This is a genomic window from Castellaniella sp. (assembly GCF_047971665.1).
GTDB lineage: Bacteria > Pseudomonadota > Gammaproteobacteria > Burkholderiales > Burkholderiaceae_B > Castellaniella.
The window spans coordinates 1-14,774 of record NZ_JBKEAA010000006.1; the positions used below are offsets into that span (position 1 = coordinate 1).

At 62.6% G+C, this 14,774-nt stretch carries 18 protein-coding genes; 8 read left to right on the forward strand and 10 right to left on the reverse strand.

Going from position 1 to position 14,774, the window contains the following annotated elements:
• Positions 1–237, forward strand: a 237-nt coding sequence (locus tag ACK5JE_RS01315) for a hypothetical protein (protein WP_416799913.1), incomplete at its 5' end; no start/stop codon positions are given.
• A gap of 67 nt (positions 238–304) precedes the next feature.
• On the opposite strand, the gene ACK5JE_RS01320 is transcribed toward ACK5JE_RS01315, so the two are convergent.
• From ACK5JE_RS01320 to ACK5JE_RS01365, 10 genes are all read right to left on the reverse strand, one after another.
• Positions 305–1,336, reverse strand: coding sequence for an MBL fold metallo-hydrolase (locus tag ACK5JE_RS01320; protein ID WP_416799914.1), 1,032 nt, complete (start codon positions 1,334–1,336; stop codon positions 305–307).
• Positions 1,337–1,557: 221 nt separating this feature from the next.
• Entirely contained in the window at positions 1,558–1,983 is a 426-nt protein-coding gene (locus ACK5JE_RS01325; protein ID WP_416799915.1) for a F0F1 ATP synthase subunit epsilon, read from the reverse strand.
• Positions 1,984–1,992: 9 nt separating this feature from the next.
• On the reverse strand, positions 1,993–3,414 hold the full coding sequence (atpD, locus tag ACK5JE_RS01330) for a F0F1 ATP synthase subunit beta (RefSeq protein ID WP_416799916.1): 1,422 nt from the start codon (positions 3,412–3,414) through the stop codon (positions 1,993–1,995).
• Positions 3,415–3,458: 44 nt separating this feature from the next.
• The gene (gene atpG, locus ACK5JE_RS01335) at positions 3,459–4,358 is read right to left on the reverse strand and encodes a F0F1 ATP synthase subunit gamma (RefSeq protein ID WP_416799917.1); all 900 of its coding nucleotides are present in this window, start codon (positions 4,356–4,358) and stop codon (positions 3,459–3,461) included.
• A 52-nt stretch (positions 4,359–4,410) separates the two neighbouring features.
• On the reverse strand, positions 4,411–5,952 hold the full coding sequence (atpA, locus tag ACK5JE_RS01340) for a F0F1 ATP synthase subunit alpha (protein ID WP_416799918.1): 1,542 nt from the start codon (positions 5,950–5,952) through the stop codon (positions 4,411–4,413).
• 36 nt (positions 5,953–5,988) lie between these two features.
• Positions 5,989–6,528, reverse strand: a complete 540-nt coding sequence (locus ACK5JE_RS01345; RefSeq protein WP_416799919.1) for a F0F1 ATP synthase subunit delta — start codon at positions 6,526–6,528, stop codon at positions 5,989–5,991.
• A 13-nt stretch (positions 6,529–6,541) separates the two neighbouring features.
• On the reverse strand, positions 6,542–7,012 hold the full coding sequence (locus ACK5JE_RS01350) for a F0F1 ATP synthase subunit B (RefSeq protein ID WP_416799920.1): 471 nt from the start codon (positions 7,010–7,012) through the stop codon (positions 6,542–6,544).
• A 130-nt stretch (positions 7,013–7,142) separates the two neighbouring features.
• Positions 7,143–7,385 (reverse strand): F0F1 ATP synthase subunit C, encoded by a 243-nt coding sequence (gene atpE, locus ACK5JE_RS01355; RefSeq protein WP_043684944.1) that lies wholly within the window; start codon positions 7,383–7,385, stop codon positions 7,143–7,145.
• 103 nt (positions 7,386–7,488) lie between these two features.
• Positions 7,489–8,367, reverse strand: a complete 879-nt coding sequence (gene atpB / locus ACK5JE_RS01360) for a F0F1 ATP synthase subunit A (RefSeq protein WP_416799921.1) — start codon at positions 8,365–8,367, stop codon at positions 7,489–7,491.
• Positions 8,368–8,391: 24 nt separating this feature from the next.
• Complete coding sequence (locus ACK5JE_RS01365; RefSeq protein ID WP_416799922.1) at positions 8,392–8,853, reverse strand: ATP synthase subunit I; 462 nt, start codon at positions 8,851–8,853, stop codon at positions 8,392–8,394.
• 357 nt (positions 8,854–9,210) lie between these two features.
• Between ACK5JE_RS01365 and ACK5JE_RS01370 the strand changes: the two genes are divergently transcribed.
• The 7 genes from ACK5JE_RS01370 to pgaA all read left to right on the forward strand — a co-directional run bounded on the left by ACK5JE_RS01370 (position 9,211) and on the right by pgaA (position 14,770).
• Positions 9,211–9,657, forward strand: a complete 447-nt coding sequence (locus ACK5JE_RS01370) for a curli production assembly/transport protein CsgE (RefSeq protein WP_416799923.1) — start codon at positions 9,211–9,213, stop codon at positions 9,655–9,657.
• Positions 9,658–10,101 carry a curli assembly protein CsgF gene (locus ACK5JE_RS01375; RefSeq protein ID WP_416799924.1) on the forward strand — a complete coding sequence of 148 codons (444 nt, stop codon included), beginning with the start codon at positions 9,658–9,660 and terminating at the stop codon, positions 10,099–10,101. It abuts the gene before it with no gap.
• A complete protein-coding gene (locus ACK5JE_RS01380) occupies positions 10,098–11,039 on the forward strand; it encodes a CsgG/HfaB family protein (protein ID WP_416799925.1) in 942 nt (313 codons plus the stop codon). The genes ACK5JE_RS01375 and ACK5JE_RS01380 overlap by 4 nt, the downstream gene beginning before the upstream one ends.
• A gap of 42 nt (positions 11,040–11,081) precedes the next feature.
• On the forward strand, positions 11,082–11,633 hold the full coding sequence (locus tag ACK5JE_RS01385; protein ID WP_416799926.1) for a hypothetical protein: 552 nt from the start codon (positions 11,082–11,084) through the stop codon (positions 11,631–11,633).
• Between the two features lie 87 nt (positions 11,634–11,720).
• Positions 11,721–12,194 carry a hypothetical protein gene (locus ACK5JE_RS01390; protein WP_416799927.1) on the forward strand — a complete coding sequence of 158 codons (474 nt, stop codon included), beginning with the start codon at positions 11,721–11,723 and terminating at the stop codon, positions 12,192–12,194.
• A gap of 92 nt (positions 12,195–12,286) precedes the next feature.
• Positions 12,287–12,604: a curli-like amyloid fiber formation chaperone CsgH gene (gene csgH, locus ACK5JE_RS01395; protein WP_416799928.1), complete on the forward strand. Its 318-nt coding sequence runs from the start codon at positions 12,287–12,289 to the stop codon at positions 12,602–12,604.
• Between the two features lie 165 nt (positions 12,605–12,769).
• The gene (gene pgaA, locus ACK5JE_RS01400) at positions 12,770–14,770 is read left to right on the forward strand and encodes a poly-beta-1,6 N-acetyl-D-glucosamine export porin PgaA (protein WP_416799929.1); all 2,001 of its coding nucleotides are present in this window, start codon (positions 12,770–12,772) and stop codon (positions 14,768–14,770) included.
• Positions 14,771–14,774: the final 4 nt, after the last annotated feature.

Sequence of the window (14,774 nt, forward strand, 5' to 3'; positions counted from 1 at the left end):
GCAGAGCCTTTCTGGTCGATGCGCCCCCAGATACCCTCTCGCAGGACAAACATGCTCGTCCTCGACATCCCAAATACGGGTCGTGTTTATGCGGCCATCGTCATTGGCCAGTACCTGATAGCGATCATTTCCCCCCGCACTCGCTGGCAGCATCGGTTGAGGGAACTCATGTTCGAGCATCCGGATATCCCACGAAAAGCGATGGGATTTCCGGATGCATGGGACTCCAGCCACTGACTCGTCGCAACGACGACCCTCACAGCTGATTGGGCTTTCGGAACAGTGCCAAAACAGGCGCAAAGAATCAGCCTTCCTTGACTGCCTTGGCAGCCGCCCGGGCATCATCGATCACGGTGACTTTGCCCTGGTCGATCACGAAGCGCATCAGGTCCTTGCCCATGGCCAGCGGACCATCGTAAGTTTCCCGAGTGCCCTCGACGAGGATATCCGTGGAGTTATCCAACGATTTCCCTGCCAAGCGCACGATGATGTGGGAATAAACAGCCAGCTTTGGCTTGGCCCTGCTGAAGATCCGGCCCGCATCCTGGGGCGTCGTGTGGTGAGCCTGGATCTCGCGATAATTCGGATAATTCTTGAACAAAGCTGGATCGAAATACGCGACTTCATGCACCAGAACATCAGAGCCCTCGGCAGCGCGAGCAACCCGCTCGTCGTAAGTCGTGTCGCCGCTGAGCACAAATTTCTTACCATCGAATTCGACGATGTAACCAAAGTTCGGCTCGATCAGATCGCCATGATGGGAATTGAACGCCAGGACGCGCACGCCGCTTTTTTCGTACACCAGCGTTGGCTGATAGGCATCTGCCGGGCCGGCATCGATATCATGCGCATCGAATTCGATCCCACTCAGGGGAACCTTCTCGTCAGCATGGCGAATCCGGGTGTTTTCCGCATAGGCCTTGCTCAGGTGTTCTGTCATGGACACCGTCCCCTTGGGTCCATAGACCACCATCGGTGTCGTGCGCGAGCCGTAGCCTGTCGGCACCCAACCCGTCATCCACAAGTCCGCCAATCCGTTGATATGGTCGGAATGCATATGGGTGATGAAGCTGGCATCAACCTTGCGAAACGGAATACCGATCTGATTCAGACGGATGGTCACCCCACGCCCCAAGTCAAACAGCAGGTTCTGATCCGCAGCCTGTACCAGAATGGATTGCCCGAAGCGATTGGGATTGGGGGCGGGGGTGCCGGTGCCCAGCAGCGTCACCGTCAGGGGCGCAGCACTGACGCTGGCTGCCCCCAAAACGCATGCGGCAGTGGCAGCGACGCACCGCAATAGCGACGGCACAGATACTGATCGGGTGGTGTACATAGTGTCTCCTCTTTCGTGAAGCCGGAATTTTGGCTGGTCCCATTATGGGTAGCTCACGGCAGAAGATTAAGCCCCTCAGGCGGACTAGCTGTTATAACCGAAAGGTATTACGCCGCGCGATCAGCCCGCCCCCCAGGCGGCGCAGGAGGGGCTGCACATGACGCAAAAGGGGCGCTCCGAAGAGCGCCCCTTTTCATCACGGCCTGCTGAAAACCAGCCGATCAGTGCGAAGTCCGTTTCGAGCTGAATTTCCGCGCAGCGGCGGCCTGGGCTGCCAGCATGGCCAGTTCCGCCTCCACCACGGCCAGATCGGCCTTGTCCTTGGTGTTGCGCAGGGCTTCCTCGGCGCGCTCGCGCGCGGCGACGGCCTTGGCTTCGTCCAGGTCGGCGGCGCGAATGGCCGTATCGGACAGCACGGTCACGGAATTCGGCTGGACTTCCAGGATGCCGCCGGCCACGAAGATATGTTCTTCGGTGCCGTCTTCGCCCCGGATTTTCAGCGTGCCCGGGCGCACGCGCGAGATCAGCGGCGTGTGTCCCGGCAGAATCCCGAGATCACCCGATTCGCCCGGCAGGGCGACGAAGGCCGCCTCTCCGGAATAGATCGAGGCCTCCGCGCTGACCACTTCGATGTGAAGAGTCGCCATGTGCAATCCTTATTGGAGGGTTTTGGCCTTTTCGAAGGCCTCGTCGATGCCGCCCACCATGTAGAAGGCCTGCTCGGGCAGCGCATCGCACTCGCCCTCGACGATCATCTTGAAGCCACGCAGGGTCTCGGCCAGCGGCACGTACTTGCCGGGCGAGCCGGTGAAGACCTCGGCGACGTGGAAGGGCTGCGACAGGAAGCGCTGGATCTTGCGGGCGCGAGCCACGGCCTGCTTGTCTTCCGGCGACAGTTCGTCCATGCCCAGAATGGCGATGATGTCGCGCAGTTCCTTGTAACGCTGCAGCGTCTGCTGAACGGCACGGGCGACATTGTAGTGTTCCTCGCCGACGATCTGCGGATCGAGCTGGCGGCTGGTCGAATCCAGCGGGTCCACGGCCGGGTAGATCCCCAGGGCGGCGATGTCACGCGACAGCACCACGGTGGAGTCCAGGTGCAGGAAGGTGGTGGCGGGCGACGGGTCGGTCAAGTCATCGGCCGGCACGTACACGGCCTGGATGGACGTGATGGAACCGGTCTTGGTGGACGTGATCCGTTCCTGCAGCTTGCCCATTTCCTCGGCCAGCGTCGGCTGATAACCCACGGCGGACGGCATCCGGCCCAGCAGGGCGGACACTTCAGTACCGGCCAGGGTGTAACGGTAGATATTGTCCACGAAGAACAGCACGTCACGGCCTTCGTCGCGGAATTTTTCGGCCATCGTCAGACCCGACAGCGCCACGCGCAGACGGTTGCCCGGGGGCTCGTTCATCTGGCCGAAGACCATGGCCACCTTGGATTCCACCAGGTTGTCGAGCTTGATGACGCCGGCATCGGACATTTCGTGGTAGAAGTCGTTGCCTTCACGGGTCCGTTCACCCACGCCGGCAAACACCGACAGACCGCTGTGGGCCTTGGCGATATTGTTGATCAGTTCGAGCATGTTCACGGTCTTGCCCACGCCGGCGCCGCCGAACAGGCCGACCTTGCCGCCCTTGGCAAAGGGGCACACCAGGTCGATCACCTTGATGCCGGTTTCGAGCAGTTCGACCGAAGGCGACAGCTCGTCGAATTTGGGGGCGGCCTGGTGAATGGCGCGCTTTTCGTCGGACTGGATGTCGCCACGCTCGTCGATCGGGCGGCCCAGCACGTCCATGATGCGGCCGAGGGTGCCGGTACCCACGGGCACCGAGATCGGCGCGCCGGTACCGGTCACGGACATGCCGCGACGCAGGCCGTCGGACGAGCCCATGGCAATGGTCCGCACGACACCATCGCCCAGTTGCTGCTGGACCTCGAACGTCAGGCCCTTTTCCGCGAATGCGGAGGACTCGTCGGTCAAGGTGAGCGCGTCGAAGATGTTGGGGATGCCGTCGCGGGGGAACTGAATGTCCACCACGGCGCCGATGCACTGAACGATGGTACCGTTGCTCATGTTTAGTCCTATAAGTATCTCTGGGTTGCCGGTGCTTGCGCTGATCAGACCGCGGCAGCGCCGCCCACGATTTCCGAAATTTCCTTGGTGATGGCCGCCTGACGGGTCTTGTTGTAGACCAGTTGGAGGTCACCGATGACTTTCTTGGCGTTGTCGGACGCGGCCTTCATGGCGACCATCCGTGCAGACTGCTCACTGGCCATGTTTTCCGCTACCGCCTGATAGACCAGGCCTTCGACGTAGCGCAGCAGCAGCTCGTCGATCACGGTCTGGGAGTCAGGCTCGTACAGATAGTCCCAGCCGTACTGGCTCGCCAGGGCTTCTTCGTCCTGCGCGCCCGTCTGGAAGTGGTCTTCCAGGCCCGAAGGCAGCGGCAGCAGGCGAATGAAGCTGGGGTCCTGCTTCATCGTGTTGACGAAGCGGCTGGTCGCCAGATAGACCGCATCCACCTTGCCGTCGATGAAGTTGTCGAGCTGGACCTTGATGGCGCCGATCAGGCGTTCCAGATTGGGCGCGTCGCCCAGCTGGACTTCCGAGGACACGACATCGACACCGACACGGTTCAGCAGGCCCAGGCCCTTGGAGCCCAGCGCCGTCGCCTGAACACGTACGCCCTGCTGCTCGAATTCCTTGATCCGCGCAAGCACCAGCCGCGAGATGTTGGTATTCAGGCCGCCGCACAGGCCCTTGTCGGTGGTGACCAACACGATGCCCACGGATGACAGCTTCTGGCGTTCCACCATGTAGGGGTGGGTGTAATCCGGGTTCGCCTGCATCAGGTGGGCCGCGATGGCGCGCACCTTGGTGGCGTAGGGACGGCCCATCCGCATCCGCTCCTGCGCCTTGCGCATCTTGGACGCGGCGACCATTTCCATCGCCTTGGTGATCTTGCGCGTGTTTTGCACGCTCTTGATCTTGGTTCGAATTTCCTTGATTCCGGCCATTCCACTATCCTGTCAGGGCTGCCGGGACACGCGGGCGTGTCCCGGCCGCTACTTAAAACGTGCCGTGCTTCTTGAATTCCTGGATGGCGGCGCCCAGAGCGGCGTCGTCGTCCTTGGAAAGTTCCTTCACGTCTTCGATGCGCTGGATCAGGGCCTCGTGCTTGGTCTTCAGGTAGTCCTTCAGGGCCTTTTCGAACGCCAGAACCTGGATGACCTCGAGGTCATCCAGATAACCGTTGTTCACGGCGTACAGGGACACGGCCAGTTCCCAGACCTGCTGCGGCTGGTACTGAGGCTGCTTGAGCAGCTCGACCACGCGCTTGCCGCGTTCCAGCTGGCGACGGGTGGCATCGTCCAGGTCGGAGGCGAACTGCGCGAAGGCGGCCAGCTCGCGGTACTGGGCCAAGTCGGTCCGGATACCGCCCGAGAGCTTCTTGACGACCTTGGTCTGGGCCGACCCCCCCACGCGCGACACCGAGATACCAGCGTTGATGGCGGGCCGGATACCGGCATTGAACAGGTCGGTTTCGAGGAAGATCTGACCGTCGGTGATGGAAATCACGTTGGTCGGCACGAAGGCGGACACGTCGCCGGCCTGCGTCTCGATGATCGGCAGCGCGGTCAGCGAGCCGGTCTTGCCCTTGACGGCGCTCTGGGTGAACTTCTCGACATATTCGGGGTTCACGCGGGCCGCGCGCTCCAGCAGGCGGGAGTGCAGGTAGAACACGTCGCCGGGGTAGGCTTCGCGGCCGGGCGGGCGACGTAGCAGCAGGGACACCTGACGGTAGGCCCAGGCCTGCTTGGTCAGATCGTCGTACACGATCAGGGCGTCTTCGCCGCGATCGCGGAAGTATTCACCCATGGTGCAGCCCGAATAGGCGGCCAGATACTGCATGGCGGCGGAGTCGGACGCGGCGGCGGCCACGACGATGGTGTATTCCATCGCGCCGTGCTCTTCGAGCTTGCGCACCACGTTGTTGATGGTGGAAGCCTTCTGGCCGATGGCGACGTACACGCAGGTGACGCCCTTGCCTTTCTGGTTGATGATGGTGTCGACGGCCACGGCGGTCTTGCCGGTCTGGCGGTCGCCGATGATCAGCTCGCGCTGTCCGCGGCCGATGGGCACCATGGAGTCGATGGCCTTCTGGCCGGTCTGCAGCGGCTGCGACACGGACTGACGCGCGATCACGCCCGGCGCGACCTTTTCGATCACGTCGGTTTCCTTGGCATTGATCGGGCCCTTGCCGTCGATCGGGTTGCCCAGCGCATCGACGACGCGGCCGCGCAGTTCGGGGCCGACCGGCACGGCCAGAATGCGGCCGGTGGTCTTGACGGCGTCGCCTTCGGACACACCGACGTAGTCGCCCAGCACCACGGCGCCCACGGAATCACGTTCCAGGTTCAGGGCCAGGCCGAACTTGTTGTTGGGGAATTCGAGCATTTCGCCCTGCATCACGTCGGACAGACCATGGATGCGTGTGATGCCGTCGGTGACGGACACGACCGTGCCCTGCGTGCGGACATCGGTGGACGCACCCAGGCCTTCGATGCGGCTCTTCAGCAGTTCGCTGATCTCGGACGGGTTAAGTTGCATGGTAAGACTCCTGGAATCCTGTTGTATGGCCCGCCATCATGCGGCCAGCGTATCGCGCAGACCGGCCAGCCTGGCCTGCACGGAAGTGTCGAGCACGTGATCGCCGACGGCGACGCGCACCCCGCCGATCAGTTCCGGGTCGACCGTCACCCGAGACTTGAGCTTGAGGCCGAACTTGCGCTCCAGCCCTTGCAACAGACTGGCCACCTGAGCGTCATCGAGCGGATACGCGCTGGTGATGCGCGCCAGCGCGGTGCCTTCGAGCCGATTGCGCAGCAGTTCGAATTGCTCGGCGATCTGGGGCAGCGCCTGAACGCGGCCGTTCTCGACCACCGTGGCGACGAGATTGGCCGCCTGTGTCGGGAGATCCTGGGGAACCAGGCCCTTCAACAGATCGGTACGCTGCGCATCGGACAGGCGCGGATCGGCCATGGCCTCGAGCACGTCGGGCATGCCGGACACCTGGGCCAGCAACGACATCACGTCCGACCAGAACTCAAGCCCGCGCGCGTCGCCGCGCACGGATTCGAACAGGGCCTCGGCGTAGGGTCGTGCGATAGTAGACAGTTCAGCCATGACTCGCCCTGGTTCAGAGTTGCGCCTGAAGCTGGTCGAGCAGCTCGGCGTGCGCCTTGGCATCGACCTCGCGGCGCAGAATTTGTTCGGCGCCCTTGACAGCCAGTACAGCCACTTCGGCACGCAGGGTTTCACGCGCACGCTGGACTTCCTGGGCCGCGTCCTGACGGGCCTGCGCCACGATCCGGGCCTTTTCGGCTTCGGCTTCGCGCCGGGCTTCGTCGATCAGCGCGGAAGCCTGCTTTTCGGCTTCGGCCAGACGCGCATGGTTTTCAGTCTTGGAGGCAGCCTCCATCAGACTGACGCGGGCCTGAGCCTGGGCCAGATCGGCCTTGCCCTTTTCGGCGGCGGCCAGACCGTCGGCGATTTTCTGACGACGATCATCCATTGCCTTCGTCAAGGGCGGCCAGATGAATTTCATCGTAAACCAACCCAGAACGAAAAACACGATCATCTGGAAAAGGAGAGTCGCGTTTAAATTCACGGTCGTTTTCCTAATTTACCCGTTCGTGCCCTGCGGCGATTCCGCAAGGCACCTAATCCGGCCGTCCACGGCCCGCAGGCCGCCGACGAACCCCTGGCCTGTCGCAAACACGCGCAGGCCTGCGCCGTCATCAGCCCACGAAGGGGTTGGCGAACGCGAACAGCATGGCCAGACCCACACCGATCAGGAAGGCCGCGTCGATCAGGCCGACCAGCAGGAACATCTTGGTCTGCAGGGTGTTCATCAGTTCGGGCTGGCGAGCGGAGGCTTCGAGGTATTTGCCACCCATCATGCCGATGCCGATGCAGGCACCGATGGCGCCCAGACCGATGATCAGACCGCAAGCGAGAGCAACGAACGCAACGTTGGTCATAACAACTCCTTGGTAAGTAAACGTTGTTTAATCAAAAAAATCAAAAAACCAGAAACCAGGGCAAGCCCCGCGAGCCCGCCCGGGAAACCTCCCGGGCGAATTTTTAGTGGCCTTCGTGCGCCTGCCCGATATACACCAGGGTCAGCATCATGAAGATGAACGCCTGCAGCAGCACGATCAGGATATGGAAGATCGCCCATGCCGAACCGGCGAGCACGTGCCCGAACGCAAGACTGATACTGGTCGCATTCATCCCCGTCCAGGCACCACCCAGCAAGGCGATCAGCATGAACAGCAGCTCGCCCGCATACATATTGCCGAACAACCGCATGCCCAGCGACACGCACTTGGCCGCATATTCGATCAGGTTCAGCAGGAAATTGAAGGGCGCCAGGATCAGCGCGGCGACACCGTGCGCATGGAAGGGTGCGGTGAAGAGTTCTTTGACGAAGCCGCCGGGATGCTTGATCTTGATCCCGTAATAGAGCATCAGCACCAGCACGCCAAGCGACATGCCGAGCGGAATGTTCAGGTCGGCCGTCGGCAGGATGCGGTGATAGTAGAGCGGATCGGAGTGATCGGCACCCAGGCCGGTGGCGCGGAAGATCCAGCCGGCCAGATCGACGGGGATCAGATCCAGCGCGTTCATCAGCGTGATCCAGAGGAACACGGTCAGCGCCAGCGGCGCGGCGAATTTACGCGTGTTTTCGTTGGGGATGATGCCTTTGGCTTCTTCGTGGACCATGCCCACAAGCATCTCGATGGCCATCTGGAAACGGCCCGGCACGTCGGTGGTCGCCCGTTTGGCGGCGCGCCAGAGGAAAAAGATGACGATGACGCCCATCAGGATCGACCAGAACAGCGAGTCGTAATTGACGACGTTGAAGTTGGCGATGATGTCCTGTTTGTGTCCGAGATTGTTCAGGTGGACCAGGTGGTGCTGAATATATTCGGACTGAGGCGTCGTTACAGCGTCGGTCATCGGAAACCCTTTTTCGTATTCAAATCATGGCAGACGGCGCAAGGCCAGCAATACCACGTACCCCTTCATGACGCCGAGCAGCCCCAACAGAAAAGCCAGCCAGTTCAGCCAGCCCCCCCACTGCCACGCCACCAGGACCACCACCCCCGCCGCAGCCAGCAGCTTGAGGAACTCGCCCCAGAAAAAGGCGAGTGATCCCGGGCGTTTTGGCCCGAAGTACCCCAGCAACAGCCGCATGGCGAACAGCGCATTGGGTACAAAATAGGCTGCCGCCCCGATCAGAGCGGACAACCCGGCGTCCTTCCCAGCAATCCCCCAGGCTCCCAGCACCACCAGCATTCCCGTGAATGCCTGCGCTGCCAGCGCCCGGAACAGACCGATCCGTGAGCGACGGGCGATCCGTGCGCGATCCTGTTCGGACAACACCAGGGGTGCGGCTGAATCCGCCGCATCGCCATCCGGATCGCAGATGGTTCGAGCATCCATAACGCCTGTCGCCTGCAACCCGCTGTCGATGCATTGACGGCCCGCCCTATCGGTGCCGTCCAACCGCATGAACAGCGACGGTCAAACTCACAAATTATAACGTCCCTTTCAGGAAATATTCAAATTCCCCCTGCTCAGGGCGCACCATTTTAGCGTAGTTCAGCGGCGTGCGCGGCGACGGACCCGGCCCACCCAATGGCCTACACCATTTTTCCGATATGTATCCAGCCTTCATCGATGAAACGGCGTAGCACCTACGTCCTATAGGCGGACATGGTACCCCAAATTAACATTCTTTAAACGGCATCACAGTTCGACACTTCCAGCAAAAACATTGCGCAGCACAAAGGAGTCGTCATGTTGTTCATGGGTTTACGGCTTGGCCTGATCATCGCCGCCCTCGCGGGGCCGGTGGCAGTCGCCCAGGAACCCGAGAAGGAGCCGCCACAGAACCTGGATCAGGGGAAGATCGACAACGACCCCCTGCGGGGTCTGGTCATCAACCGGACCATGACGGTACTGGGGTGGGATTTTTATAAGAGCTTTGCGGAAATCTGGCAAGCGTTGTACCCCGACGCCCAGGACACGATCACCGTCATCGAACGGCCCACCGCCCAGTTCGGCAGCGAGATCTGGATCAGCTATCTCGGACAGACCGTCTTTCACACTTTTCTGTCACCCGCCCGATCCCGCGCACGAGAGGAAAGCAAGAACGCCGTCGCCATTGTCCACGACGGAATTCAGACCATCAACATACAGCGCAGGTTCGTGCAGGACGCGGACCTGGCCCCGGAGGAGATGTAAATGCGCTCGCACATCGTCACAAATCACCTGCGCAAGCACTGCCTGTGTGCGTCACTGGCCGCCGCGGGGTTGCTCATGTCCAGTCCCGTCCCTGCGGGGCAGCTGGTGTACATCCCCGTCAACCCGGTCTTTGGCGGCAACCCGCTCAATGGCTCGTACATGCTGCAAAGCGCTCAGGCACAGAAAAGCTACCCATACCCCATCGATGATCTGGGCCTGAACGAGGACACCGACTTCAAGATCCTGAACGGGGGCAACTACCCCATCATCCAGGTCGGCAACAAAGCCTACATCTATGACCCGGCCAAGGGCCAGTGGATTGCCTTCGATCCGAACACCGTATCGGCCGACACGCCGAGCACGGCGTCCACGACCAGCGCCACCGGCAGCCCCAGCGCCTCGGCCTCGAGCGCGTCGAGCATCGATAGCGGAGTCCTGCAATGAGCGCCTGCGCCCTTCCCTGGCGCCCCGAGCGTCCCCGTCTTTATCTGGTTGCGCTGGCCGCTCTCTCGCTGACGGCCTGCGCCCTGCAAAAACCGGCAGAGGTCTCGAACGAAGCGCAACTGACGCCGGCCACGCCCTCGACGATCGATCTGATGCAGCTGCCGCCACCCAAACAAAAGATCGTGGTGGCCGTCTACGGTTTTCGCGATCAGACCGGTCAGTACAAGCCGTCTCCGGACAGTTCGTTTTCCACGGCGGTGACCCAGGGCGCGGCCTCGATGCTGATGAAGGCGCTCAAGGATTCGGGCTGGTATATCCCGGTGGAACGCGAGGGCCTGCAGTCCCTGCTGACCGAGCGCCGGGTGTTGCGCGCGGTGGAGAACCCGAGAAACGGCGGACAAAAGGACGCGGTCCCCAACCTGCTGCCAGCCGCCGTCATCATGGAAGGCGGGATCATCGCCTATGAAAGCAACACCCGGACCGGCGGGCTGGGCGCGCGGTTCCTGGGCATCGGCGCGTCCACGAAATACAGCGTCGACCAGGTCACCATCAACCTGCGCGCGGTGAACGTCAGCAGCGGCGCCATCCTGAACAGCATCTCAACGACCAAGACCATCTTTTCGTACGAAATCCATCCCAGCTATTTCCGCTTCGTCAACTACTACGACCTGCTGGAAATCGAAGGCGGCTACACCCGCAACGAGCCGGCGCAACTGGCCGTCAAGGAAGCCATCGACGCCGCCGTCGCCCATCTCACCGTCCAGGGCATCAAGAACAACCAGTGGCGGCTGAAAAACCCCGACGACTGGAACAGCCCCCTGATCCAACGCTACCTGGACGCCGAGAAGGACTACACACTCACCACGACGCCGCGCCCCGTGGAAGCGTCCGACGACACCGGACCGGACAAGGATGGCAGCAGGCCGGCCGCCCTGTAGCCGCGCACCCGCGCCGGCCCAGAGACTCAGGAGATCACCACCATGCTTGAACCTACACTCCTCTTCGCATCCCGACCCGTCCGGCATCGGCTGACCCTGTGCGTTTCCGCCCTGCTGGTTGCCGCCCCGCTGACCGGATACAGCGCCAGCGCCGACCTGACCGGCCTGGCTGAACTTCCCCCCGCCGAACTCGGCGCAGGGACGACGCAGGCCAGATCCGTCCAGGAGGGTGCCACGAACACGAGCCGGATCAGCCAGCAGCAGGGGACGGGCTCATCCGCTTTGATCTACCAACGCGGCACCCGCAACGTCGCCGAGATCTCACAGACCGGCTCCAACAACCAGGCGGCCGCCAGCCAGTACGGCACCGGCAATCAGGTCGATATCACCCAGGCCGGCAATAACGACATGGCCATCGCCATTCAGGCGGGCACGGGCAATCTGGCCGATATTCAGCAACTGACCAATAACGCCAGTTCGCTCGTGGGCCAGTTCGGCAACTGGAACCAGGTCCAGGTGCAACAAACCACGCCGGGCTCTTCCGCCCCCGTCCTGCAATTCGGCGACCACAGGAAGCTGACGGTGATCCGATAAGCCATTCATGTTTTGCGAATCCCGGTTCGAGACCGCCGGGTGACGTATTTCCCAACCAGGTCTTGTTGACTCAAGAGGAGATTTACCATGAAAACCCAACTTTGCGCACTGGCATCCGGTCTTGCCCTGGCCTTCACCGGCGCCGCAGCATTCGCCGGCAGTTCGGCGGACGTCTACCAGCAAGGCTTGAACAACGACTCGGCCATCACACAAACGTACAACAGCAATGCGTCGGCCGACGTCGTCCAGAAAGGCTTGTTCAATGTGAGCGATGTCTCGCAAGAGCATGTCTCCGGCTCGGCCGATGTCTACCAGGCGGGTCTGAACAACTCGTCCGAAATCAAGCAGCGGTACGCAAACGCGGATGCCTCCGTGGTGCAGGAAGGCGCCTTCAATGTCAGCACCATCTCGCAGAGGTTCGGCCACGCGCAATCGGCCGATGTCTACCAGGTGGGCCTGAACAACTCGTCCGAGGTCTCGCAGGTGGGCTCGCACCTGAGCGCCACTGCGGTGCAGCAGGGCGCTTTCAACGTCAGCACCATTACCCAGAAGGGCTGGTAACAGCCCCGACGCCGATGGCGTGCCGCCTCCGGACGGCAGCGCCATCGGCCGGCCCGGACCAGCGCCCGGCGCCCACGCAACAGGAGAGGATCATGATGGCAATGGATACGGGACTGCAAGTCTGGCTGGACACTGTGCCCGGCACCCGGCCCAGCGTGATCGTTCCTTATGTGCGCAGCCCCGAGAACGGGACCGTGCGTTATCAACTCAGCGCCGTCAGGCAAGGACGCAGCGGCTCTTCCTCCATCAAGCAAAGCGGCACGGTGCCCATGCAGGCGGACCGGCCGACCGCCCTGACACGATTCTCTCTTTCAGTCGGTTCTCAGGACCAATGCAGGATCGAGCTGATCCTGTTTGCCAACGGCCACCCGGCAGGCACTTATACCTTCGCGTGCCCGCGCAATCCCTGACCCCCTTCGATCATGAAGCCCGCACGGTCCGCCCCTCTGTTTCCTTCCGCACTTACAGTTTGTGCCGCATTAATATTTTCTGACGCAGCATTCTGCGCTCAGACACAGGATTACGACACCCTGATACGTCAGGCGCGCACAGGAGACTACCAGCCCGCCCTGAGCATGCTCAGACAGCGTCTGCGGCAGGCGCCGGACGACCGCCGCGCGCTGGAAGACTACGTCATCATCTCGGGCTGGGCCGGACAGCCCTACGCCGCGCTGGAACAGGCCTCCGGCGCCTATGAACGATCGCCTCAGGCGCCTCGCGTGGCGCACACCTACATCCTGGCCTTGCGCCAGGCGCGGCTGCCTCAGGATGCCCTGCGCATCGCGCAAGCGCACCCCGGCGTGGCCGAACCCGCCCTGATCCGCACCTTGCAGGCCGACGTCGCGGCCCAGCTGACCCGGGCGGCCTCTTTCGACTCCCGAGGTGAAGCCGACCGCTACATCCTGGCAGACCAGGCGCTGAACCTGTATGACCAGTTGATCCCGCAATGGCAGGCCCTGGGGCCGGAGGCCCACGATGTCACGCGACGCGCCGAAGCGGACCGCCTGCAAGCCCTGCGCGCGCGCGACCGGATGCAAGACATCGAGGCCGGCTATGCGGCCATGCTCGCGGACGGCACCCCCGTGCCCGACTACGCGCTGCGCGACGCGGCCTCCGCCTACCTGACGCTGAACCACCCGGACACCGCAGTGCCTCTGTTCGAGAAATCGCTGAATTCCGCCGCCGCAGGCCAGGACACCGAGGACAGAACCTCCGACGAGATCGGTCTGTACTATGCGCAGTTCGAGTCGAATCACGCCGACGCGGCCAATGCCAGGCTGGACCGCTTGCTCGCCGCATCGCCCACCTGGCTCTACTACAAAGGCAATCCCGACCGCTACCCGAACCCTCAGAGGCTGGACGCCGAACTGGCCCGTCCCCTCGGCCTGCTGTATCAGGGCGATACATGGCAGGCCCAGTCCATCCTGGACCATATGGTCAATGAAGCGCCCAACAACACCAACCTGCGCGTCGCACGGGCACAGGCCTACCGGATACGAGAGCTGCCGCGCCAGTCGGAACTCGACCTGAAAATCGCGGAAACCCAGGCGCCCAGGGCCACCAAGGTCGAAGTCGGCCAGGCCGAAACCGCCATCGCCTTGCAGGAATGGAAGCAAGCCAGGCTGCTGCACGACGACCTGATGACCCGGATGCCCGAAGACCAGGGCGTGCAGCGCATGCACCGCGAATGGGTTGCGCACGAAAAAGCCGAATGGCGCACCACCTCCGGCGGCGGCACCTCCACCGGGGGGCCGCTGGGCAGTCACGACTTGAGCATCGACACCGTCCTGTATTCGCCGCCGATCGGCGAGAACTGGCGCACCTTCGCCGGCGTCGGCCATGCGCAGGCGAAGTTCGAGGAAGGGCATGGCTATTACACCTGGGCGCGCGCCGGTGTCGAATGGCGCAGCCGGGATCTGACGGCGCAGATCGAGGCCACGGGGAACCGCTACGGCCACGGCACCCGGGCGGGAGGCGCATTCTCCCTCTTCGTGGACCTGGATGATCACTGGCAGATCGGCGTCGGCGGCGCGCGGCTGACGCGCGATGCGCCGCTGCGGGCGCTGAAGCACAACATCACGGCCAACCGCATGAACGCGTCCATCCGCTGGCGCGGCGACGAACGGCGGGAGTGGGTACTGACCGTGACGCCTTCCTTCTTTTCCGACGGCAACAACCGCATAGAGGCCAGCCTGACCGGCCGCCAGCGCCTTTACACCACGCCCCGATTCCAGATCGACGCGCTGCTGGATCTGGCGACCTCCCACAACACGGCCGACGATGCCCCGTACTTCAATCCCAAATCGGATGTGACGATTCTGCCGACACTGCAGATGACACACACGCTGTATCAGCGAAACGAGACGCGGTGGGAACAGCAATTCCTGCTGGCAGCCGGCACCTACCATCAACGCGGATACGGCACGGACGGGATCTATTCCATCGGTTATGGGCAGCGCTACCGGCTGGGCCGCACATTCGACATCGGCGTCCTGGCCACGGGTACCTCGCGCCCTTACGACGGCGAACGCGAGCGCAGTTTCAACGTCTTCGTCGACATGACGTACCGGTTCTGATCCA

What these genes read in the sequence shown, in the direction of transcription:
- ACK5JE_RS01320 (WP_416799914.1), bottom strand. Translation starts at nt 1,336, where the DNA reads ATGTACACCACCCGATCAGTATCTGTGCCGTCGCTATTGCGGTGCGTC.
- ACK5JE_RS01325 (WP_416799915.1), bottom strand. Translation starts at nt 1,983, where the DNA reads ATGGCGACTCTTCACATCGAAGTGGTCAGCGCGGAGGCCTCGATCTAT.
- atpD (WP_416799916.1), bottom strand. Translation starts at nt 3,414, where the DNA reads ATGAGCAACGGTACCATCGTTCAGTGCATCGGCGCCGTGGTGGACATT.
- atpG (WP_416799917.1), bottom strand. Translation starts at nt 4,358, where the DNA reads ATGGCCGGAATCAAGGAAATTCGAACCAAGATCAAGAGCGTGCAAAAC.
- atpA (WP_416799918.1), bottom strand. Translation starts at nt 5,952, where the DNA reads ATGCAACTTAACCCGTCCGAGATCAGCGAACTGCTGAAGAGCCGCATC.
- ACK5JE_RS01345 (WP_416799919.1), bottom strand. Translation starts at nt 6,528, where the DNA reads ATGGCTGAACTGTCTACTATCGCACGACCCTACGCCGAGGCCCTGTTC.
- atpE (WP_043684944.1), bottom strand. Translation starts at nt 7,385, where the DNA reads ATGACCAACGTTGCGTTCGTTGCTCTCGCTTGCGGTCTGATCATCGGT.
- atpB (WP_416799921.1), bottom strand. Translation starts at nt 8,367, where the DNA reads ATGACCGACGCTGTAACGACGCCTCAGTCCGAATATATTCAGCACCAC.
- ACK5JE_RS01365 (WP_416799922.1), bottom strand. Translation starts at nt 8,853, where the DNA reads ATGGATGCTCGAACCATCTGCGATCCGGATGGCGATGCGGCGGATTCA.
- ACK5JE_RS01370 (WP_416799923.1), top strand. Translation starts at nt 9,211, where the DNA reads ATGTTGTTCATGGGTTTACGGCTTGGCCTGATCATCGCCGCCCTCGCG.
- ACK5JE_RS01375 (WP_416799924.1), top strand. Translation starts at nt 9,658, where the DNA reads ATGCGCTCGCACATCGTCACAAATCACCTGCGCAAGCACTGCCTGTGT.
- ACK5JE_RS01380 (WP_416799925.1), top strand. Translation starts at nt 10,098, where the DNA reads ATGAGCGCCTGCGCCCTTCCCTGGCGCCCCGAGCGTCCCCGTCTTTAT.
- ACK5JE_RS01385 (WP_416799926.1), top strand. Translation starts at nt 11,082, where the DNA reads ATGCTTGAACCTACACTCCTCTTCGCATCCCGACCCGTCCGGCATCGG.
- ACK5JE_RS01390 (WP_416799927.1), top strand. Translation starts at nt 11,721, where the DNA reads ATGAAAACCCAACTTTGCGCACTGGCATCCGGTCTTGCCCTGGCCTTC.
- csgH (WP_416799928.1), top strand. Translation starts at nt 12,287, where the DNA reads ATGATGGCAATGGATACGGGACTGCAAGTCTGGCTGGACACTGTGCCC.
- pgaA (WP_416799929.1), top strand. Translation starts at nt 12,770, where the DNA reads ATGCTCAGACAGCGTCTGCGGCAGGCGCCGGACGACCGCCGCGCGCTG.